This window comes from Phenylobacterium sp., from assembly GCF_016793225.1.
GTDB lineage: Bacteria > Pseudomonadota > Alphaproteobacteria > Caulobacterales > Caulobacteraceae > Phenylobacterium.
Genome location: NZ_JAEUMN010000156.1, coordinates 48,702 through 71,626 on the forward strand (window position 1 = coordinate 48,702; position 22,925 = coordinate 71,626).

The window sequence follows — 22,925 nt, forward strand, 5'->3', positions numbered from 1 at the left end:
GTTCAGCGCCAGAGCGCAAGGGGCCGCAAGGTGACGCGGAAGGAGAGGCCGCGGTCCTGCAGGTCCCGGACGCCCGCCACCTCCACCTCCTTGAGGTCCTCGGCGAACGTGGCGCGGGCGAACAGCCAGTCTGCCGGGGTCCAGGTGACGGAACCGCCGACGCTGTAGATCCGCGAGTCGAAAAGGCTGTTCTTGTAGTCGCGCAGATACGCGCCGTCGGCGAAGGCCGAGAGGGTGAAGGCGCCCCAGGCGAAGCCGCCCGCGCGCGCGCTTCCCCCGAGGTTGATGGGCCGGGCGACCTCGACCGAACCCGCGACGCCGTGATCGGCCAGCAGCAGGTTCTCGCGGTAGCCGCGCACGGTGGACTCGCCCCCCGCCGAGAACCGTTCCCCCGAATAGAGGGCGCTGTCGGACCACTGGCCGTAGGCGCGCAGGCGCAGCTCGGTCCCCGCGTCGTCCAGGCGCCGCGCGTAGTTGACCTGGGCCAGCACGGCCCGGAAGTCGCGGTCCGGCGTGAGGCGCGAGACCACAGGGGGCCGGGTCCCGTCGAGCCCCTGGGTGGCCGTCACCGAGAGCGCGAACACCCGGTCGACGTTGCGGGTCACATAGTCCGCCACCAGCCGCAGGGCATAGTACTCGGTGCGGCCGTCGACGGCGCCCGGCGCGAAGGAGAAGCGCTCGCCCAGCAGGTACGAGGTGGACTGACGCCAGGCGAACAGCGCCCCCACGCTGAATGTGCGCGCGGGCGTCCACCGCCCCGGCTGGGTCGCCGGCAGCAGCGGGACGTCGAGGACCTTGCGCGTCACGCCGGCCTCGAGGGCGCGGTCCTTGGCGCTGATGTCCAGCGGCGCGAGCAGCCGGTCGATCACAGCGGCGTCGTTGTAGGCCCCGCGCACGGACACCTGCGTGCGCGGCGAGACGAGCGGGAAGGTCCAGGCCGCGGTCACGTCCTCCACGCCGTCGGTGACGCCGAGCTCGGCGCTGAAGAGATCGCCGGGTCCCAGAAGGTTGCGGATCGAGCCGCCCACGGCCGCACGCTCGCCGCCCACCGTGGGCGAGCGGCTGTTCGCCGCGGTCACGTAGAGGTCGTAGCGGTCCTGCGGCAGCACGGCCAGCGCCAGCGACGCCTCGCCGGGGCGGGCCCCCGGGCGCAGGTCGGCGTTGATGGTGCGGATCGCAGGGTCCTCGGCCAGGAGGCGGAAATCCCGCTCCAGTTCGAAGGCCGAAAGCGGGCGGCGCGCCGCCGACGGCATCCGCGCGATGACGTAGTCGGCGTCTAGACCCTTGGCGCGGCCCCCCGTCCAGGCGACGGTCACCGGCGGCAGGTCGCCGGCGGGCGAGGCGAGGCCGCCGTAGACGATCTCCAGCGCCAGCACGCCGTCCTCGGGGCTGGGTCGCACCACGACGCCCGAGTTGATGAAGCCCGCGCTGAGGAAGCTGCGGTTGACGACCTGAACCAGGGCGAGCGCCCGCGCGACCCCCGCGCCCGGCAGGCCGTTGCGCGCGAACTGGCGACGCAGCCAGGCCTCGTCGAGCGCCTCGTCCGCCTGATGGTCGAGTGCGAGACCCTCGCCCGGTTCCGACGGGGGCCGCCATCCGCGCGGCGGCACGGCCGCACGATGCGGACCCGCCACGGCGATCCGGACGTCGCGGACCGGCAGGCCGCCGTCCTGCGCGGGCGCCGCGCCGCCGCCCTGGGGCGGGGCGGGGATCAGGGCGGGCGCCGGTTTGGCGAACGGGGGCGGCGCGGGCGGCGTCGCCTGGGGACCCGTGCGTCCGGGCGAGAGCTCGGCCGGGGCGGGCTGCGCGAGGGCGGCCGCCGGGGCGACGCCGGCGAGAAGGACGGCCAGACCGGCTGCAGGGCGGTTCAAGGGCAGGCTCCGCCGGGCGTGGCGACCGCCCGGGGCTGCGGGGCCTCCGCGGCGCCTTCGCGGGCGTAGGGACCCACGGGGCGGGTGATGAGCTGGCTCACCGCGCCGGTGGAGCGGGCCGCCGGACACTGGCCGCGCAGCACCTTCGAGGCGTCGAGCACCGAGATGTCGCGGCTGACGATGCCGGTCGAGACGTCGTAGGTGGCGGTGTTCAGCGTGAAGTCACCGGCCACGTCCACGATGTTCGCCCGATCGGTCGAGTTGATGAAGTAGCGGCTCTGGATCACCACGTTTGCGCCGCGCTGCTGGCCCTGCGCCAGCACGGAGCCGCCGTTGGAGATGAAGGCCAGGGGGTCGGCGATGGTGATCTTGCCGCCCGTGCCGGGGCCGGACGAGGTCTGGATCACGCCGGGCGCCTGAGCGCCTTCCAGGGTGAACAATCCCGGCCGCTGGATGCTCACCTGGATGTCGCCGGCGGCGCCGCTGAAGGCGTTGGTGCTGACCCGGCCCCCGTTCGAGATGGTCACGTTGTCGGCGGCGATGAAGATCGCGCCGGCGTCGCCGCCGGGCCCCGGTCCCAGGCCGCCGAAGTTCGGATTTCCCGACTGGTTCTCGCTGGAGACGATCGAGCCCCGGCCGTCGACCAGGAACTCGCCGGCCGCGATGGTCACGATCCCGGCCGGGTTGGGGTTTGTGGACAGGGTGGACACCGCGCCGCCGTTCAGGATGCGCAGGGTCTGGGCCTCCAGGCTGAGCAGCGAGGCCGAGCCGGTGGCGCCGGGCTCGGCCGACGAGCTGACCGTGCCGCCGTCGAGGGTGATCTCGTCGGCGATGATGGAAACCGCGCCCGCATCGCCCGAACCGGCGGTGGAGGTGGAGATCGAGGACTCCGCGCCGACCAGGACCCGCTCGGCGGCGATGTCGAGGATCCCGGCGTCGCCCCTGGCCCGCCCGATCGCTTCGGAGGAGATGAAGCCGCCGTCCGCGAGGGTCAGCGACTTGGTCTCGATCAGCACCAGCCCGGCGTCGCCGTCCGAGCGCGTCTGGGAGCGGATGGCGCCGAAGTCGCGCAGCTCGATGCTGTCGGCCGCCACGACGATCTGGCCGCCTTCACCGCCGGAGTAGGCGTCCGACGAGATGAACGCCCGGCCGTCCACGAGGATGGAGCCGGCTTCGATGCTCACCGTGCCGGCGTCGCCCGTGCTCAGGCTGTCGGAGCTGATGTAGGTGACGTCGAAGTCGCCCCCGGTCACGGTCAGCCGGCGCGCCGAGATGACCACGTCCCCCGCGTCCCCTTCGCCGAGGCTGTCGGAGGAGATGGCGCCGCCGTTGGCGACCGTGAGGTCCTGGGCCACCACGGCCACGCCGCCGGCGTCGCCTTCGCTGCGGGTGTCGGAGGACACCAGCGCGCCGTCCCGCACGGTCATGGTCTTGACGTCGATGAAGACGTTGCCGGCCGCCCCGGGGCCGAAGGTCTCGGACGTGATGGCGGTGAACGCGCGGCGCGCCCCGTCCATCACGATGTCCTGCGCGGTGATGAAAACCGCGCCGGCGTCGCCCCGGCTGTCGGTGCCCGAGGAGATGAGGGCGTCCGTCATCGTGAGCCGCCCGACGTCGAGCAGCACGGTGCCGGCGTCCCCCGTGCCGGAGCGCGCCCGCGACGTGATGGACGCGCGGTCCATGAGATCGATGCTGTCGGCCCGGATGGTGACGCTGCCCGCGTCTCCGGAGTCGCGGGTGTCGGAGCGGATCGCGGAGGCGTCCTGCATCCGCAGCTCGCCCGTGTCGATCAGGACGTTCCCGCCGGCGCCCTCCCCGTTGGTGGTGGAGGTGATGGTGCTCGCGCCCGCCAGCAAAAGCGTCTCGGCCTTCACGGTCACCAGGCCCGCGCTGCCACGGGCGATCGGCAGGGTGTCGGACTCGACGTTGCTGTCGATGATCTCGACGGCGCGCCCCTCCAGGGTCACGACCCCGCCGTCGGCGTCGCCGTTGGCGTTCGATCTGATGTTGCTGCCGAAGAGCAAGAGGTCGTCCGTGGCGCGGATCTGGACCAGCCCCGGCAGGGCGCCGACGCCGTCCTTGGCGTCGGCAAGCACGGTGGCGCCCAGGAGGGCGACTCGTTCGCCCTCGACCAGGATGCGGCCTGGCGCGCTCTCGGCGGCGGCGTCGGCGCGCAGGCGGGTGTCGTCCAGGATGACTTCGGGGGCGCGAAGCACGATGACGCCCGCTGCGTCGCCCGACAGGCCGGAGACGTTGATCGACGCGCCCGTGGCGTCGATACGACGAGACGCCTGCACGATGACGTTGCCGTCCGAGAAGAGGCTGGACGTCTGGAGATCGATCGCCCCGCCTCCGACCCGGAGCGAGCGCCCGCCCACCGCCGCGATGTCCACAACCCCGAGCAGGCTGTTGAAGATCTCCACGTTCCCCGAAGTCGACCCCGACAACGGCTCGCCGAGCCGGACATTGGCCGCTCCGCCGGCGGCGACCAGATCAAGCCCGCGCACGGCGAACTCGCTGTCCTCCACCCGGATGCTGGATGCTGTGAAGCTGAGCGTCGACTGGACGGGGGCGAAGGTCAGACCGGCGCCGTTGATGGTGATGGCGCCCTCGCCGCCCACGAAACCGAACGCTTCCGGCGCGGCGATCGACAGGGTGGAGCCGTCGGGCGCGGCGGCCGAGAAGCGCATCCCGTCCGCGAACCGCAGCGCCGCCGCCGTGGAGAAGTAGGCGGCCGCCGGCACGTTCACCCGCGCGCCGGCCCCGAACACGACGCCGGCCGGATTGATGAACCAGAAGGCGGCGTTGGGCAGGGCGGTGGAGTCGAGCGTCCCGGATATCGTCGAGGCGTCGCCGCCCGTCACGCGGTTGATCACATTGGCGATGGCGCCGGCGTCGCCCGCCGCACGGGTCCAGAGCGCGGTGTCGCCGGCGCCGAGGTCGAAGCGGCTGAAGCTGTGGAACAGGTTGCCGCCCGCCCGGGTCCCGCCGTCGATGGTGAAGACGCTCCCCGCCTGGCCGACCGTGGTGCCGAGGCCCCGGCCGGCGGCCACGTCCGGGTTGATCGCCGTCTGCCCGAGCGCCGTCAGGGGCCAGCCCGCCAGCACCAGGCCCAGCGCCGCGACAGCTCCCCTCAACGCCAGGCTCCCAGCAGGGTGAAGGCGGCCCAGATGTTGGGATCGGCCAGGTCGCCGCCCCTGCCGATGAGCGCCAGCTGCGCCTCGCGAAGGGCCTCGGACTTGGTCCGGCCGTCGCGATAGAAGCCGTAGAAGATCTTCATCAGCTCGGCGGTCCCCACGTCGCTGACGGGCCACAGCGAGGCGATCGCGCTCTTGGCGCCGGCCTGCACCGCCGCGCCGGCGAGGCCCATGCTGGCCTCGTCGTCGCCCACGGCCGTCTCGCACGCCGAGAGCACGAGGAGATCAAGCTCGCCGCCGCGCGTGCGGTTCTGGCCCAGGATCTGGCGCAGTTCCGACAGCAGGATCACCTCGCCGTCGGCCACGATGAAGGCGCGGTCCGAACGGCCGTTGAACGACGCGTGGGTGGCCAGGTGCAGGACGTCGACCTGCTCGCGGGTGAGCGCCGTGACCAGGTCCGTCTTGTTGAAGTTCTCGATCACCCGGGCGCGTTCGATCCGCTGGCCGTCGACCACTGCGGCGAGCTTGGCCTCGGACGCCGTGCCCTCCAGCTTCTCGAACCGGCCGGCCGGGAGCCGCACCTCCTTCTCCAGCGAGGCCGCGACCAGCTGCAGGCCCTGGGCTTCGTCGCGGCCGGCCTGGGAGTAGGCGAGGGCGGGGGCGATCGCGATGCGGGTCTTCTGCACTAGATAGCGGTCCCGGTCGTCGAGCAGGGCCGCGAAGGGCAGGCTGCGGAGGGCGCCGTCCGGCACGACCGCCAGCAGCGAGCCCTCGGTGAGCTGACCCTCGATGGGCTTGATCAGCAGGTCGTAAAGCTCGCGCGAGGCCGCGCGCCAGCGGGCGTCGCCGTCGCCGCTCAGCGGCACCACCACCGTCTCCACGAGCCGCGCCACGGCCTGGCGATCGACGCGGGTGTTCGGCGGGAGGCGCCGGAACTCGGTGGTCCCGCCCGGGCCGCCGGCCACGTACAGGAGCTCGAGCCGGTCGGGCAGCAGGATCGGATACAGCAGCACCTCGCCCGCCCGCAGGGTCTCGGGCTTCAGGGCGTCACGGACCGGGATGCACTCGCTGCCGAACACGCTCTGCAGTTCGGCCTGCCGGTAGGCCTCCAGGATCTGCTGGGCGTTCCTCACGCGGATGGCCGCCCCGCCGCCGTCGGCCCCGGCCAGCTGGACATCCACCGCGCCCTGGAACACCCGGCGCATGTAGAGGCTGAACGCCGTCTCCTCGGTGATGGGATCGAACCGCGGCAGCAGCGGCCGGATCGCCTCCAGCGCGTCGTAGGCGGCGAGCACGTGGGCCTCGCGGTGGGCCGGGTCGATCTCGGCCAGCAGCAGGCGGTACTCCGGCAGCCGCGTGGGCAGGCTGCGCTGGCTCTCGAGCAGCAGGGCCTCGTCCAGCAGGCGGCGGCCCGTGAGCCGGTCGCCGGCCGCGGCGGCCGCCCGCGCGTCGAGCGCCGCGGCGTAGGCCTGCGCGGCAGGGGTCTGGACCTCGCGAATGGCGGCGGTGACCGGCGAGAGCTCGCCGGCGCGGCCCTTGTCGGCGTCGAGCAGGGCGGCGGCCAGGCGGCCCATGACCTCGGCGCGAAGGTCGGCGTCCTGGATGCCGCGGGCGTCTGCGAGCCCGGCGCGGGCCGACTGGGCGGCGTCGGCGCGGAAGGCGGCGGCCGCCTCCAGGTTGGCCTCGGCCACCGAAAGCCGCAGGCGCGTCAGGCGCAGCTCGGCCAGGGCGGCCGTGCGCCGGTCGCCGGCCGCGCGCGCCTGCTCTGCCGCGCAACCCAGGGAGGCCACCGACAGGGGGAGGCTGGAGTTGACGACGAAGGCGGTGCGCTGGAGCAGCTCGCAGGGGCCGCCGCGCATCTCGCCCACCTCGCGCACGGCGTCCGAAGGGCCGCGGGTCGCGCGCCGCCCGCCGCCCCGGGTCCCGCCCGTGGCCGGCGCGCCCGAGAGCGAAACGAGTCCCAGGCGGTACGCCGCCACCGACGCGGGGCCCTGCAGCTGCGCTCGGCTCGCAGCCTGGAAGGCCGCGAGGAGATAGGTCTGGGCCTGCAGCTGGCTGCCCTGGGCGCTTACCCGCATCAGCTCGCCCGCGGCGGCGCAGTACTCCGCCAGCGCTTGGGGAGACGGCCGCTCGGCGCCGGCGGCGGGGACGTCCAGCGCGGGCGCGATGTCGGCGAAGGGGTCGGCCGCGCCCCGGCGCGACAGCCTCTGCTCGGCCATGGCCGCCGCCCGCTGGAGCTCGGCGGCGGACGGATAGGCGGCCAGCTGGTCGGCGCCCGTGGGAATGCACAGCTGATCGGACAGGGCCGCCGCGGCGGGCGTCGCCCAGGCGCATGCGGCGGACGCCGCCGCCGCGACTGTCGAAACCGCCCAGCGTGGGACGCTCCCGCGTCTCATGCTCTCCCCCAAGCTACGCCTTGAATTGTGGCTGCGCGCCGGGGGGCCTTGTCAATCGCCTAAGGCGCAGCACCGACGAGCCGGGGCGCCGCGAGGGCGACGCGCTGCGCGTCGGGGGCCGGCTCGGCGGCGTCGGCCGCCGGCAGCGGGCGCGCGCCGTCGCCGACGATCAGGAAGGCCGCCCAGTAGTAGGGGTGGGAGTAGTCGTCGTCGCGGGCGATGAAGCTGCGCTCGGCGGCGGCCAGCGCCTCGCCCTGGGTGGCGGCCTTGGCCTTGAACAACGCCGACATCAGGACCTCGGTGGCGGCCGAATCCACCTCCCAGTTCGACACCAGCAGGTTGCGGGCCCCGGCGTAGGTGAACGTGGAGACGAGGCCGCCCAGCGCCGCGCCGCCGCCTCCGTCCTCGAGGCCCGCGCCCGTGTCGCAGGCAGAAAGCACGACGAGGTCGGCGTCGAGCTGCAGCTCGGGGATCTCGCTCACGTCGAGGAGGGAATCGCTGGCCGCGCCGCCCTGCGAGGTGACCAGGGCCGGCTGGAGGCAGCCGTTCGACTGCGGCAGCAGTCCGTGGGTCGCGAAATAGAGGATGCGGTACTGGTCGAGCGACCCCTCGAACCCGCCGCCGCGCTTGACCCGTTCGTCGGTGAAGTCGGCGCCCACGATGACGTTGCCGGGCGCGCCCAGGGCCTGGGCCACGAAGCGGACCTCGGCGGCCGCCTCGGGCAGTTGCGGCATGTCCATGAGCTGCTTGCGGAACACGGCGCAGAAGTCCTCGCCGCCGGCCAGCTGGATCGACCAGTCCGGCGCCACGACGCTGCCGAACGCCGAGGCGTCCTTGGCGATGAGCGGGTCGGCGAAGCCCAGGAACGGCTTGGGCGCGCGGCTGGGTCGGCTGCGACGGGTGTTGAAGAAGGCCGCGGTCGAGACCGAGACCGAGGTTTCCAGGCGGGACGCGACCCAGCTCACGCCGCGATACGAGACCTGGACCTTCTTCGCGCGGGCCGCCTCGACGTTCCGGGCGAGCACCTGCGCGCTTTCAGCGTCCGTCACCAGCGCCCCGAGCGGCACGCCCACCATCGTGGGATCCGGCTGGTAGATCAGCCGCCGGACCGTCCGCAGCTGCGGCTCGATGGGGCCGAGCAGCGCCTTGTAGAGCTGGTGGGCCAGCGCGACGTCCCACTCGCCGAGGAAGCCCGATCCCACTTCGCTGATCGGCTCGCGCAGGCGCATGGCGAGCCGCCGCGCTTCCGGCCGGCTGAGGTCGATGGCGTAGGGTCGCACGGCGTCGCGCGTGATCAGGACCCCGTAGCCCCGCGTCGCCAGCAGCATGACCTTCAGATAGGCCTCGCCCTCCTTCAGCTCCCCCTGCAGGTCCTTGCTGGTCACGGTCGTCGAGAGCGCCGTCGCGTAGCGCGGATTGGCGTCGAACAGGCGCTGCTCGAGTTCGTTGGCCTGCTTGCGCAGCCCGTCCAGCTCGGCGTCGGCCCTGGCGCGCGCCTCGCCGGTGTAGGCGCCTGCGCGCTGCAGCTGGCGGATCTCCTGGTCCTTCTGGGCGATCAGGCGAAGGGTGGCGTCGCGGGCGCGCGAGATGCCGGCGCTCGCCGATCCTTCGGCGCTGAGGCGCTCGGCGAACTGCAGCGACGCGGCGGCCGTGGACTCTCCGACCAGCGCTTCCGAGCTGGTGAAGAACCGCTGGGCGTCGGCCGCCTTGCCGACGGGGTCGCTGCCCATCCGCTTCAGCAGGAGGTCGAAATAGTCGGCCGCGGCGTCGGCGGAGGCGCCCAGCGCGCCCCGCTTCGCCTGGAAGATCGCGAAGGCCCGCTCGAAGTCGGCCAGCGCCGCCTCCTCCATGCCCGCGGCCGCCTTGGCGCGCGCCAGTTCCAGGATGAAGCGCCCGAGCGGCAGGGAGTCGGCGTCCTGCGTCTCGTAGGCCGCCAGGGCGGCTTCGAGACGCCGTACCGCGAGCTGCGGCGCGCCGTCGGCCCGGTCCAGACCGGCCAGGTCCACCTGCAGGCGCACCACCAGCCAGGGCGCGGCCGATCCCAGCACGTCGGCGCCGCGGGGGCGTTCCAGGATCTCCACGGCCGCCTGCAGGTTCTGACGCGCCTCGGTGCGCCGCTTCAGCGCCTCCATGCAGGTGCCGATGATCTGCCAGGCCTGGGCGTCGCGCACCGCCTCGCGTTCGTTGGCGGAGAGCTGCAGGCTCGGCATCTTGCCCTGGGCGTTCAGGGCCATGGCGGCCGCCTGGCCCAGCCGGATGTCGGGGCCCACGGCGGTCACCAGCCCGGCGGCGGCGAGCTGCGCCGAACTGGCCCGCAGGGCGATCGCCTGCCGCGCCAGGTCGATGGCCTCCTCGAAGCGGCGCTGGTTCCGCGCATGCGCCGCCAGCATGTTCAGCATCAGCGCGCGCAGCGAGGTGCTGTTGGCCTCGCGGACGAGCGGCGCGGCGGCCTTGAAGTAGGACTCCGCCTCGGCGGTGCGGCCCCCGTTGGAGGCGTTGAGCGCCACGTTCAGGTAGGCCTCGGCGCGGTCGGCGAGGCTCAGGCGCTCCAGCGACGCCGCCGCGAGCTGGCTGAACCGGGACTCCGCGTCCCCGAACTGCCAGAGCTGCGCCTCGCGATAGGCCGACTCCTTCTGCTTGGCGGGCGAGGCGGCGCTCGCTTCGGCGACGGCGTTGAGGTTCTCGATCTGGCCGCCGAGCACGGTGCCCAGGTTGGTGGTCTGCTGACTGGTCGCGGCCGGCGGCCTGGAGCGGCCCAGCGCCACCTTGACCCCGGTGGCCAGGACGTCGGCGATCGCGGCGTAGCCCTCGGCGGCGACCACGTCCTTGCCGTCGCGGGCCTCGTAGACCACGTAGCTCGCGCCGAGCGGCTTGGTCTTGCAGGCCGCCAGCGTCGTGCGGGGCAGGCCGGCGTCCGCCGCGGCCTGGGCGGTGTCGCAGGCGGCGCGGTCCGACACGGCGCTGCGCCAGGCGGCCGCGCCCGCCGCGGCGTCGGTGTGGAAGGCGTAGATGCGGCCCAGCGTCTGGGTCCAGCCACGGCACATCACCTGCCACGCTCGCTGTCCGGCGCGCTGGGCCAGCGGGTCGTCCCAGTCCCGCACCGCGGTGCAGACCGCCCCGCTCCGGGCGCTCTGGCCCAGCGAGAAGTTCTCGCGCGGCGCACCCAGGGCCGAGGTCGCACATGCGAGCGCGGCCGCGGCGAGGGCGAGGGCTCGGGCGATGCGGGAAGGGGCCCCACGCATGGCTCAGTTCGGGTCCTTCCAGACTTCCTCGTTGGTGGCGCTGGCCACCGTGGGGTCGGCGGCCCCGGCGGCGGCCGTCCGGTCCTCGAGGGTCAGGCCGGTGAGCTGCTCCGGCGGGATGCTGATGGTGGGATGGCCGTTAGACGGCATGCAGCTGCCCTGCTGCAGGATCGCGCAGGTGTTCAGGCGGTAGTAGCCGTTCGGCATGACGCCCCGGTCGAAGACGATGCTGCTGGTCAGCGAGACGCTCTGGCCGGTCATTACCGTGGCGCCCGACGTCAGCGCGCCGTTGAGTTCGATGAACTCGGGCAGGCCCGAGCCGCCGAGCGTGACGCGGCCGAGGGTGAGCTGTGGGCCGCCCGAGGCGCCGCCGAGCAGGTAGAGCCCTGTCGGCGTGGTGCCGAGGAGTCCGCCGGTGTCCTGCTGCGCCACCTTGCCGTCCGCGCGCAGCGTCAGCGCGCCGGCGGTGACCAGGATGCGGGGGCCGGTCGTCGTCTGCGGGGCGATCAGGGCCTTCACCACGCCGGGCACGCTCGCCGCCTGGGTGGCGGCCAGGCGGTCGATGAAGTCCTGGAAGCCCAGCAGGATGTCGCCCCTGGCGTTCAGCTCGACGGAGCCGAAGGCGCGGACGTCGGTGAAGGTCCGCCCGCCCGTGGTGAGGGCGTAGCCGATCGAGCCGCCGTTGTTGGCGACCACGCGGATGTTGCGCGGCGTCCAGTTCCCGGCGGCGTCGGGCGCGCCGATCCGAACGGCCGTCGTGTTCGCCGCGCCGCTGAGGGGCGCGAAGGCGCCGGTGATGGTGACGTCGGACAGCCCGCCCGCGTAGAGCTCGAACGCGGTCCGGATCTTCGACGTGTCGATGTTCAGCGCGCCGATGGCGACCTCGCCGCCGCGCATCGTGCCGGACGTGTCGCCCAGGAAGATCTGCACCGTCGGCGCGTCGATCCGGGCCACCTGCTCGCTGGAAAGCGCCAGGCCGCCCGAGGGCGCGGTCACGCCTTCGCCCAGCGCCAGGCTGGCTGCGGTGACCTCCAGGCGCACCGTGGCGGCGCGCCACGTCCCGCCCGGCGACAGGCCGGACGCCCGCGCGAACAGGCCTTCGCGCGCCGTCGCTGCGGCGGTGGTGAGCTTGGCGGCCGCCTGCAGCCGGATGTTGGTGGCGCTGAGATCTCCCGCGAGGGCGATGTCGCCGCCGCTGCGGACGTCGATGTCGCCGCCGGAAAGGGTGAAGCCGGCGATGCTGGCCGTGGCGGCGAGGGGATCCACCAGGCGCATGATCATGCCGCCCTCGCCGGGCGCGATCAGCCGGTCGGCCACGCCCTGGGCATTGGCGCCCGAGCCGGATGTGACGGCGCCGGAGATCTTCACGCCGCCGGACGCGCGGATCGCGATGTCGTCGGCGGCCGTCAGCGCGGCGAGGTCGACCGCTCCGGCCTGCGCGCGCACCGCGATGTCGCGGCCGGCCGCGAGCTGGCCGGTGGCCCGGACCTCCGGCCCGTCGGCCAGGACGTCGCCGCCGGCCGTGACGGCGCCCAGGCTCACGCCCCCCTGGCCCACGGCCTGGAAGCGAGCGTCGGCGCCTGCCGTCGCGCGGCCCGCGACGGCGATGGCGCCGCCGCTCCGCAGGTCGATGTTCGCCCCTCCGAGATCAACGTCGCCGCCCAGCACGGTGCGATCGGTGGCGAACAGGCTGTCGGCCGCGCCGTCGCCGTCCGGGCCGCCCTGGGCCGTGATCGTCCCGCTGACCGTGATCCCCTGCGCTGCGCGGATCACCACGTCGTCGCCCGCCGAGACCGAGCCCAGGGTCGCGGCGCCGGTCCGTCCCCGCACGGCCACGTCGCGGCCGGCCCTGACCGTCGCCGCCGTGACCGAGGCCCCCTCCAGCATCACATCGCGGCCCGCGTCGATCTCGCCCGCCGCCACCGCGCCCGGCGCCAGAAGGGTCGCATCCCGCCCGGCCTTGACGCCCCCGGATATCGAAAGGTCGCCGCCGGTTTCCAGCAGGGCGTCGCGGCCTGCCTCGAGGCGTCCGGAGACGGCGACCGTGCCGCCCGAGCGCAGCCGGATGTCGTCCGCCGCGGTCACCGCGCCCTGCGTCGAGACGGCGCCGGCGGAGACGCGGATGTCCACGTTGCGGCCCAGGAGACCCTGGCCGGGCGAGTCCACGGCGGCGAGGCGGTCGGCGGCGCCGTCGCCGTCCGCGCCGCCGCCCGCGGCCAGGGCGCCGGCGACGCTGACGCCGGCGGCGGCTCGCAGGGTGATGTCGTCTCCCGCCCGGCCGGAGGCGAGGCCGATCGCGCCGGACGCGGCGCGGATGGCGATGTCGCGGTCGGCGGCGACCGCGCCGGCCTGAACCTGTCCGGCGTCGAGGAGGACGTCCCGCCCGGCCTCGACGTCCGCGGTCGTCACGCGGCCGGAGGCCAGGAGACGCACGTCGCCAGACGCGGTGACCCGGCCGCCGGTCGTCACGTCGCCGCCGGACGCGCGGATGTCGATCGTTCGGCCGGCCAGGTCGAAGCCGGCGCCCAGGCTGCTGCTGTCCAGGGCGAAGAGGGTGTCTCCGAGGCCGGCGCTCCCGGCGGCCTGCCCGGTGCTGAGCGCGCCGGTCACTGCGACGCCGCGCGTGGCGCGCAGGACGATGTCGTCGCCCGCCGTCCCCGACGCCAGCGCGATCGCGCCCTCGGACGCGCGCACCGCGAGATCGCGTCCGGCGTTCAGCGCGCCGGCCGTGACGTCCCCGCCCGCGTCGATGGCGATGTCGCCGCTCAGCGTGGCGTCGCCCAGCGACGTGGCGCCGGTCGAGCGCAGGCGCAGGTGCGCATTCTCGCCCGCCGCCAGGATCGGCCCGCCCAGGCGGATCGCGCCGCCGCCGATGTCGATGACGCCGCCTTCGGCGCCGGCCTCCACGCCGAAGAGCGTCGTGGGCCCCGCGGCGGCCATCAGGCGGTCGGCGACGCCGGCCACGTCCGCGCCCTGGCCCGACTTGAGCTCGCCGGTGGAGGTCACGTCCCCGCCCGCGCGGATCACCAGATCGTCGCCCGCGGAAACCGAGCCGACGCTGACGCCGCCCTGGCGGCCGTAGAGGGCGACGTCGCCCGCGGCGTTGAGGGCGCCTGCGGCGTTCACCGATGCGCCGTCGGCGAAGATGTCGCGGCCGGCGACGACGAGGCCCGAGATGTTGGCCGCCCCGCCCAGGGCCTGGATCCGAACGTCGCCCGCGGACTCCGCGCCGCCCAGCGTGACGCCGCCTCCCGAGGACCGGAGATCGATGGTCGCGCCCACGAGGCTGAACTCGCCGCCCAGCAACGACGGGTCGGATTGGAACAGCATGTCGCCCACGCTGACGCGCTCGGCGCCGCCGCCGGCCTTGAGCGATAGCGACGTGACGCCCAGTGCGCCGCGGAGCACGATGTCGTCGCCGGCCGTCAGGTTGCCCACGGTGAGCGATCCCGTCCGGGAGCGCAGCGCGATGTCGCCGGTCGCCATCAGGTCGCCCACGGTGAGCGAGGTGTCGCTGTCCACCAGGATGTCGACCCCCACCGCCGCCCCGCCATTGAGCGCGACCGCGCCGGCCTTGATGCGCGCGCTGCCCTGGGCGCTGGTTCGGACGATGTTCACGGAGCCGCCGACCACGTCGATGTCGGAGCTGTTGAGTTCGAAGCTGATGCCGCCCACCGAGAGGCGGCCCGCCTCGAGGGAGTCGGTGAGCCGGTCCGCGAGACCGAGCGTGGACGGGCCGCCGCTCGTCCCCACCGTCCCCGAGGCCATGACGGCGCCGGATGCGCGCAGCGCGACGTCGTCCCCGGCGGTCACGCCCACGACGCGGATGCCGCTGCCGCCACGGGCGCGGATCGCCACGTCGCCGGCCGCCATCAGCGAGCCTGTCGCCTCCACGCCGTTGCCGCTGGCCGCGCCGCCGCCGTCGAGGAGCAGGTCGCGGCCGGCCGAGACCATGGCGACCTTCACCGCGCCGCCCGCGCCCGACTCCGTCTGGAAGCGCGCATCGGTCGCGGCGTTGACGGCGCCCGTCACCTCGACGCCGCCGCCGCTCGAGCGGACGTCGATGGTCCTTCCGGCCAGATCCAGGTCGCCCGCGAGCCGCGCGCGGGCCGCGCCGAACATGAGGTCGCCCGCCTGGTCGGCGTCGCCGCTGTCGGTCCCCGCGCCCGACGTCAGCGCGCCCGTGACGCGGATCGACCCCCGGGCCCGGATCACCACGTCGTCGCCCGCCGCGCCGCCGCCCACGGTCACGCCTGCGCCGTCGCCGGTGGACCGGACGCCGACATCGCGGCCGGCCGAAAGCAGTCCCGTGGAAACCGCGGCGCCGCCGTCGATCAGGACGTCGCGTCCGGCGGTCACCGCGCCGAGGTTGAGCGCGCCTGCGGAGCGGATCCGGGCGTCGGACGCCGCGCCCACGGCGGACAGCGACCCGGTGGTCGTCACCGAGCCCGCGAGGATCTCGACGTCGTGGCCGGTCAGGTCGAAGGTCTGCCCCTCCAGCGTGACGCCGCCTTCCAGTCCCCGGAGGATGTCGCCGAGCCCGGACGCGTCGGTTCCGCCGCCCGCCTGGACGGCGCCGGAAAGCGTGGCGCCGCCCGTCGTGCGCACGATGAGGTCGTCGCCGGCCGCCACCCCGGCGAGCGTCACCGCGCCCCCGTCGCGTCCGCGGACCGCCACGTCGCCGTCCGTCGCGGTGAGCACTCCGGTGGCGGTCACGCCCGCGCCGTCGAGCAGGACGTCGCGGCCCGCTGTCACCGCGCCCACCGTCACCGAGCCGCCCGCGCCGGCCGCGGTCTGGATCCTGGCGTCGGTGTCGGCGACCGCGTCGCCGCTGAGCGCTATGGACCCGGCGCTGGAACGGACGTCGATGTTGCGTCCCGTCAGGTCGAGGTCGCCGCCGAGGTTCGAGCGGGCGACGGCGAACATCAGGTCGCCGGCCTGGTCGGCGTCGGCGGAATCGGCCCCGCCGCCCGCGGTGAGCGCTCCGGCGACGATCGCGCCCTTGCCCCGGATCACCACGTCGTCGCCGGCCGTGGCGCCGCCGACCGTCACCACCGCGCCGTCGCCGGTAGAGCGCACGCCCACATCGCGGCCGGCGGCGAGAAGGCCCGCCGACACCGTCGTGGCCCCGTCGATCAGGATGTCGCGTCCCGCGGCGAGGCCCGCGAGGTTGATCACGCCGACGGACTGCACCCGGATGTCCGAGCTCGCGCCCGCCGCCGTGGCCGTCCCGGTCATGGTCACCGAGCCGCCCAGGATGTCGATGTCCCCGCCGGCCAGGTCGAAAGTGACCCCTTCGACCACGATCGCGCCGTCGGCGGTCCGGAGGGCGTCGCCGACGCCTGCGGAGTCGGCCGCGCCGCCGGCGGTGACCGGTCCGCCCACCGTGATGGCGCCGGTCGTGCGCAGGACCACGTCGTCCCCCGCCGAGGCGCCCGCGATCTGGATGCCCCCGCCGCTCCGGCTGCGCACCGCCACGTCGCCGTCCGTCGCGGTGAGCACTCCGGTGGCGGTCACGCCTGCCCCGTCGATCAGGACGTCGCGTCCGGCGGTCACCGCGCCTGCGCTGACCGAGCCCCCGACGCCAGGCGCGGTCTGGATTCGGGCGTCCGTTGCGGCCGTCGCGCTGCCGGTCAGGGTGATGGACCCGGCGCTGGAGCGGACGTCGATGTTGCGTCCGGTCAGGTCGAAGTCGCCGCCGAGGTTCGAGCGGGCGACGGCGAACATCAGGTCGCCGGCTTGGTCCGCGTCGGCGGAATCGGCCCCACCGCCCGCGGTGAGCGCTCCGGCGACGATCGCGCCCTTGCCCCGGATCACCACGTCGTCGCCGGCCGTGGCGCCGCCGACCGTCACCATCGCGCCGTCGCCGGTCGAGCGCACGCCCACATCGCGGCCGGCCGCGAGAAAGCCCGCCGACACCGTCGTGGCCCCGTCGATCAGGATGTCGCGTCCCGCGGCGAGGCCCGCGAGGTTGATCACGCCGACCGACTGCACCCGGATGTCCGAGCTCGCGCCCGCGGTCGTGGCCGTCCCGGTCATGGTCACCGAGCCGCCCAGGATGTCGATGTCCCCGCCGGCCAGGTCGAAGGTGACCCCTTCGAGCACGATCGCGCCGTCGGCGGTCCGGAGGGCGTCGCCGACGCCTGCGGAGTCGGCCGCGCCGCCGGCGGTGACCGGTCCGCCCACCGTGATGGCGCCCGTCGTGCGCAGGACCACATCGTCCCCCGCCGAGGCGCCCGCGATCTGGATGCTCCCGCCGCTCCGGCTGCGCACCGCCACGTCGCCCGAGGTCGATTGAAGCGTCCCGGTGGACTGCACGCCCAGGCCGTCCAGGAAGATGTCGCCGGCCGCCGTGACCGCGCCCACCTTCAGCGCGCCGCCGCCCATGGCCTGGGTCTCGAAGACCGCCATGCGCCCGGCGTTCGTCGGACCGCTGACGTCGATATCGGCCGTCGAGCGGACCCGTACGTCCGAGGCGGCGCCCTGGGCGGTCAGGGCGCCGCCCACGGTGACGCCTTCCCCGCGCAGGTGGATCACCCCGCCGGGCAGCACATAGGGCGTCGAGGCCTCGTCGAGGTCGAAGTAGCGCAGGTAGATCGCCAGCTGGTCGGCGGCCTCGGTGGCGCCGTCGATGATCCGATCGTTGGTGGGCACGAGCCGCTGGAGAGGCGACCCCGAGGTGACGCCGCCCGAGATCTGCGTGCGGCCGTAGACGCTGAAGGCCAGCGCGTCGTCCCCGGCACGCGCCGAGGCGATGGTCACGCCCGAGCCGCTGTGGTCGCCGGGCGCCGCGCCCGGGGTCACGCCGCCCCGCCCCAGCACCGCGACGTCGCGCCCGGCGATGAGGGCGCCGGTGGTCACCGCCTTCGCCGAGTCGATCTGCAGGTCGCGGGTCGCCGTGACCGCGCCGAGCTCGATGTTGGGGGCCAGGCCGGTGACCGGCGTCAGCGACACGAGGGTCTCGATCCGCACGTCCGACGTCGTGGTGTCGACGGCGCCTGCGGTGTCGGGATCGTCGGTGCTGGGCTGCCGCCCCGCGACCGTGGCGCCGGTGATGCGGACGGCCTGGCTGACGATGCTGACGTCGAAGCCGACCACCTTGAACACCGTGCCCGGGTTCCCGTCGAAATCGAGGAAGGGCTGGGCGGTGTTGAGGTCGTCGCCGGCGCCCGCCGCGTCGGCCGGCGTCATTCCGGCGCGGTCGCGCCCGGCCTGCACGTCGCCGGTGACCTCCACCTTCCCGACGGGCGCGCGCAGCACGACGTCGTCGCCCGCGCGGGCCGAGCGCAGGGTGATGTCGCCCGACAGGGCATGGGCCGCAACGTCGCGGCCGGCGAAGACGTCGCCCGCCTGGATCGAGGCGCCGGCGGCTTCAGGCTTGAGGACGATGTCCTGGTGCGCGCTCACCTGCTTGCCGGCGCCGGTCGCCAGGCGCATCGCCGCCACGCCGCCGGCGTCGGAGCTGGTCACCGACACCAGGACGTCCGATCCCAGCTGGGCGCCGTCGAGGGTCTCGCCCTGGCCTGCGGCGCGGCCCGCCAGCGCGTCGCCCGTGACGGCCACGGTCTGCGCCTTGATGTCGAGATCGTGCCCCGCCAGGGTCGCGCCCACCAGGCTGTCTGCCGCGCCCGCGGGATCGCCGCCGCCGCTCGTCGTGCCCGCCTGCAGGTCTCCGGTGGCGGTGAGCGATCCGGCCAGCGCGCGCAGGGCCACGTCGTCTCCGGCGCGCACCGTGCCGACCGTGACGCCGCCGTTGTTCGCGCGCACGGTGGCGTCGCGCGCCGCGAGCAGGGTGGAGCCGCCGGCGGAAACGCCGTCCGTGGCCTGTACGACCACGTCCTGCGAGGCGTTCACCGTGCCGGTCACGGCGGCGGTGGTCGCCCCGTCCACGGTCACATCGCCCGCGGCGGCGCCGGTCCCCTGGGTGGCGGCGGAGCCGAGCGTGACCGCGCCGCCCGTGGACTTCACCAGCACATGCGCGTCGTCGCCGGCGCCGGCTCCGGTGGACGTCAGGCTGGCTCCGCCGGCCGTCACGGCGCCGGACGTGGCGGTGACTTCGATGTCGTCCCCGGCGGTGACCGCGCCCGTGACGCTGGCGTTGCCGGTGGTGGACGTGACGAACACGTCGCGGGCCGCGCCGCCCGAGCCCAGCGACGCGGTGGTCGCCGAGACCTTGATGTCGCGCGAGGACGTCCCGGAACCCAGGGAGGCGGTGGACGCCGCCTCGATCGTCACGTCGCCCTGGGCGGCCCCGGCGCCCTGCGTCGTGGCCGAGCCCACCGTCACCGACCCGCTGAGGGCGCGCGCCAGCACGTGGGCGTCGTCGCCGGCGCCGACCCCGGTCGAGGTCAGGCTGCCGCCCGACGCGGTCACCGAGCCGGACGCCGAGGTGACCTCCACGTCGTTCCCGGCCGAGACCGAGCCGGTCACGCTGGCGTCGCCGGCGCCGGCCGTGACGAACACGTTGCGCCCCGCCGTGGCCGAACCCAGCGTGGCGGTCGGGCCGAGGACGCGCACGTCCCGGGACGCCGCGCCCGCGCCCAGCGTAGCCGTCGTGGCGGCCTCGATCGTGACGTCGCCGAGGGCCGCGCCGGTCCCTTGCGTCTCGGCGGCGCTCACATTGACCGAACCGCCTGTGGACCGCGCCAACACGTGCGCGTCGTCGGCGGCCCCCACGCCGGTGGAGACCAGGGTCGCGCCGCCTGTGGCTGCCACCGAGCCGGACGTCGCCGTCACCTCGATGTCGTCGCCCGCCGTCACCGAGCCCGTCACGCTGGCCGTGCCCGTGGTCGCGGTGACGAAGACGTCGCCGGCCGCCGTGCCCGTCCCGAGCGTCGCGGTGGGACCGGAGACGCGGATGTCCCGCGTGGAGGCCCCGTCGCTGAGCGTGGCGGTCGTCGCGCCCTCGACGGTGACGTCGCCGCGCTGGCCGCCGGTCCCCTGCGTCGCCGCCGAGCCCACGGTGACCGCGCCGCCCGTCGAGCGCACCAGCACATGGGCGTCGTCCCCGCCGCCCGCGCCGGTGGCGGTGAGATCGCCGCCGCCGGCCGTCACCGAACCGGACGTCGTGGTGACCTCGATGTCGTCGCCCGCCGTCACCGAGCCCGTGACGCTGGCGTCGCCGGTGGTCGCCGTCACGAACACGTCGCCGGCCGCGTCCGCCGATCCCAGCACCGCCGACGGCCCCAGCACCATGATGTCGCGTGAGGCAGAGCCGCTGCTGAGCGTCGCCGTGGTGGCGGCCTCGATGCGCACGTCGCCGACCGCGCCGCCGGTCCCTTGCGTCGCCGCCGAGCCGACCGTCGCGGCGTCGGTCACCGAGCGCACGGTCACGTGCGCGTCGCTGTCGGCGTTCGCGCCCGTGGCGGTCAGCGAGCCGCCGCCGGCGCTCACGGCCCCGCCGGAGGCGGTGATCTCGATATCGTCGCCGGCCGTGACGGTCCCGGTCACGCCGGCGCCGCCGGCGGCGGTGACGGTGACGTCGCGCGCGGCGGAGGCCGAGCCCAGGCTGGTGGTCGCGCCGGTGAGCAGGATGTCCTGCGTGGAGGTCCCGGAGGTCAGGGTGGCCGTCCCCGCCGCCTCGATCGTGACGTCGCCGGCCGCGCCGCCGCCCACACCCTGGGTGGTCGCCGAACCCACCGTGACGTCGCCGCCGGTCGACCTGGCCAGCACATGGGCATGCCCGCCCGTGGCGGCTGAGCCGGTGGAGATCAGGCTGCCGCCGGACGCGCTGACCGAACCGGTCGTGGCGGTGACCTCGATGTCGTCGCCGGCCGAGACGACGCCCGTCACCGCGGCCGTGCCGGTCGTCGCCGTCACGAGCACGTCGCCGCCCGCCGTCGCCGAGCCCAGGCTGGCCGCCGGGCCGGACACCGTGATGTCGCGCCCGGCCGAACCGCTGCCGAGGCTCGCGCTGGTTCCCCCCGTCAGCACGATGTCGGCGTTGCCGCCGCTCGCCGACGCCGAGGAGACCGACACGCTGGTCGTCGCGGTGGCCGTGGAGCCGCTTCCGCTGTTCAGCGAGCCCAGGGTCACGCCGCCGCCGGTCGCCGCCACGCTGGCCCCCTCGGCGGCGGTCACCTCGCCGATGTCGATCGAGCCCGCGTCCGTGGTGACGGTCGCGCCCTTGGCCGCCACCGCCGTCGTCGCGATCAGGTCGCCGCTGGACGCGCTCAGCACCAGTTGCCCCTGGGCGTTGATGGAGGCGCTGGTGGCCGAGCTGATGGTGTCGATCTGGATGAGGGCGTCGGAGGCCGCCCGCAGGAACGCCAGGGGCGTCGCCGAGTCGACGAAGTCCATGTCGACGATGGCGTCGCCGCGGGCGAACACGAAGGAGCCGGCGGTCATCACGGCGCCGGGCGAGATCACCACCCCCTGCGGCGAGTAGAACCAGATGTTGCCGCCCGTCGCGGCGCCGACCTTGCCCAGCACCTGGCCGCCCGCGTCGATCTGCACGGCGGTGGGCGACTTGTTCAGCACGATGTCCGACGCCGCCTGGAAGTTGAACGTCACCTTGTCGGCGGCGCCGACGTGGAAGCTGTCCCAGTTGATGACCGTCCGGCTGGCCTGCAGGGCCACGTCCAGCGTGTTGGCGTCGGGCGCCGTGATGGTCGGCTTCGTGGCCCCGGACGGAACCGAGATCGCCGAGGGGTCCGGGATGCCGGGAAGCTGGGCCTGCGCCGCCGCCGCGATCGCCATGGCCGCGCCGCACAGCGCCGAGCCCGCCAGCAGGCGGCCGCGCCGGGTCGGTCCATGCGGGTGTGCACGGCGGCCCATCGCTCAGCCCGCCACCAGCAGCTGGAACAGGACGCGGTCCGACGGCTTGTTCGGCGCGTTCGGGAACGGCTTGTCGAACGGTCGCGCCCATTCGACCTGGGCGCGCACGCCGAAGGGCAGGCGGGCCTCGAGGCCGACGCCCGCCGAGCGCAGCACGCGCGTTTCCGATCCTATGTCCAGGTTCTTGATGTAACTCGCGTCCGCAAAGGCGAAGGGCGAAAGCGTGACCCCGTTAACGATACGCTGCGGGCGCACCTGGAGCTTCACCTCGGCGCTCGCCGCGCGGTCGCCGGAGAGGACGGCCGGCTCGTAGCCGCGTCCGATCGTGAGGTCGCCGATGGCCAGCTCCTCGTACGCCAGCGTCGGCTTGGCCGCCCACTGCGCCTGGGTGCGAAGGCCAAGGTCGACCCAGCGGTGCGTCAGGTGCCCCTCGCCCTCGAACCGGACCAGCCAGGCGTCCGGCTTGCCCTGGATGCGCGAGAGGCCCTGCTCGCCGGCCTTGCTGCCGCCCAGCACCGAAAAGCCCTTGCGGGCCTCCAGGCTGCCCTCGCCGGACAGGTTGAACCGCGCGCCGAGGCCGCGGCTGAAATCCCCGCTGGCGCGCGCCCAGACCACGCGAAGCTGGTCGTCCGCCAGCACGTCCCCGCCCGGGAAGGCGGTCTTCTGGCTCACCAGGTCGACCCCGGCCGCGGCATAGGCGCTGTAGCGTCGAAGCCGGATCACGGGATAGCGCACCTCGGCTGTGCCAACGAAGGACACGCCCTGCAACTTCAAGGCCGACAGCGCCCCGCCCGGGCGCGACTGGCCGTAGGCCATGGACACCCGCCCGACGAGGCCGCGGCTGCCGAACCTCGCCTCTTCCACCACCTGGGCGATCCACTGCTCGTTCGGGGTGACGGTCCGGTAGGCGATCAGCGTGGTGCGCTCGCCGAAGCGGGTGAAGCTGTTCAGGTCGACGCGGCCCAGGACGCTCCACGGGCCGAGCGACTCCGATCCGGTGTTCTGGGCGGCGACCAGGTAGTTCCAGGGATCGCGGGAGAGCTGCACCTCCAGGTCGATGCCGCCCTGGCCCTCGGCCGAGGGCCGCAGGGCCGCCGAGACGCGCACCCGCGGGACGTCGTTGGCCAGCAGCAGGTAGCGCTGGGCCGTGTCGAGGTCGAACGGCGTCATGCCGCGCAGCTTGTCCAGGTAGGCCTCGACCCGGTCCTGGCCCGGCCCGATATCGCCGCGCACGCGCACCGCGACGATCCGCGCCTCGGTCACCTCGATGCGCAGCCGCCCGCCCGAGATGGTCTGCTCGGGGATCTCGACGCGCGCCAGGCGGCCCTTCCGGAACAGGATCAGCGACAGCCGGTCGCGGATCTCGCAGATCCGGGACACCGGGATCTCGGTCCCGATCAGGCGGCGATAGGCCGGCTGCGCATCCTCCGGCGCGATCGAGCTGCCGACGACGTCGACGGCCTGCAGCCGGAACGTCAGATCGGACGAGGCCAGCGGGCAGGG

General features: G+C 74.6%; 6 protein-coding genes. All 6 read right to left on the reverse strand.

What is annotated here, in order from left to right; all coding sequences use genetic code 11:
* Nucleotides 1-2: 2 nt before the first annotated feature.
* Nucleotides 3-1,871, reverse strand: coding sequence for a ShlB/FhaC/HecB family hemolysin secretion/activation protein (locus JNK30_RS18585; protein ID WP_293484519.1), 1,869 nt, complete (start codon nucleotides 1,869-1,871; stop codon nucleotides 3-5).
* Complete coding sequence (locus tag JNK30_RS18590; RefSeq protein WP_293484520.1) at nucleotides 1,868-5,008, reverse strand: filamentous hemagglutinin N-terminal domain-containing protein; 3,141 nt, start codon at nucleotides 5,006-5,008, stop codon at nucleotides 1,868-1,870. The genes JNK30_RS18585 and JNK30_RS18590 overlap by 4 nt, the downstream gene beginning before the upstream one ends.
* Entirely contained in the window at nucleotides 5,005-7,404 is a 2,400-nt protein-coding gene (locus JNK30_RS18595) for a CHAT domain-containing protein (RefSeq protein ID WP_293484522.1), read from the reverse strand. The genes JNK30_RS18590 and JNK30_RS18595 overlap by 4 nt, the downstream gene beginning before the upstream one ends.
* Before the next feature lie 59 nt (nucleotides 7,405-7,463).
* Entirely contained in the window at nucleotides 7,464-10,646 is a 3,183-nt protein-coding gene (locus JNK30_RS18600) for a CHAT domain-containing tetratricopeptide repeat protein (protein WP_293484523.1), read from the reverse strand.
* Between the two features lie 3 nt (nucleotides 10,647-10,649).
* The gene (locus tag JNK30_RS18605) at nucleotides 10,650-21,422 is read right to left on the reverse strand and encodes a hypothetical protein (protein WP_293484525.1); all 10,773 of its coding nucleotides are present in this window, start codon (nucleotides 21,420-21,422) and stop codon (nucleotides 10,650-10,652) included.
* 3 nt (nucleotides 21,423-21,425) lie between these two features.
* A partial coding sequence (locus JNK30_RS18610) for a ShlB/FhaC/HecB family hemolysin secretion/activation protein (protein ID WP_293484526.1) occupies nucleotides 21,426-22,925 on the reverse strand: 1,500 nt, incomplete at its 5' end.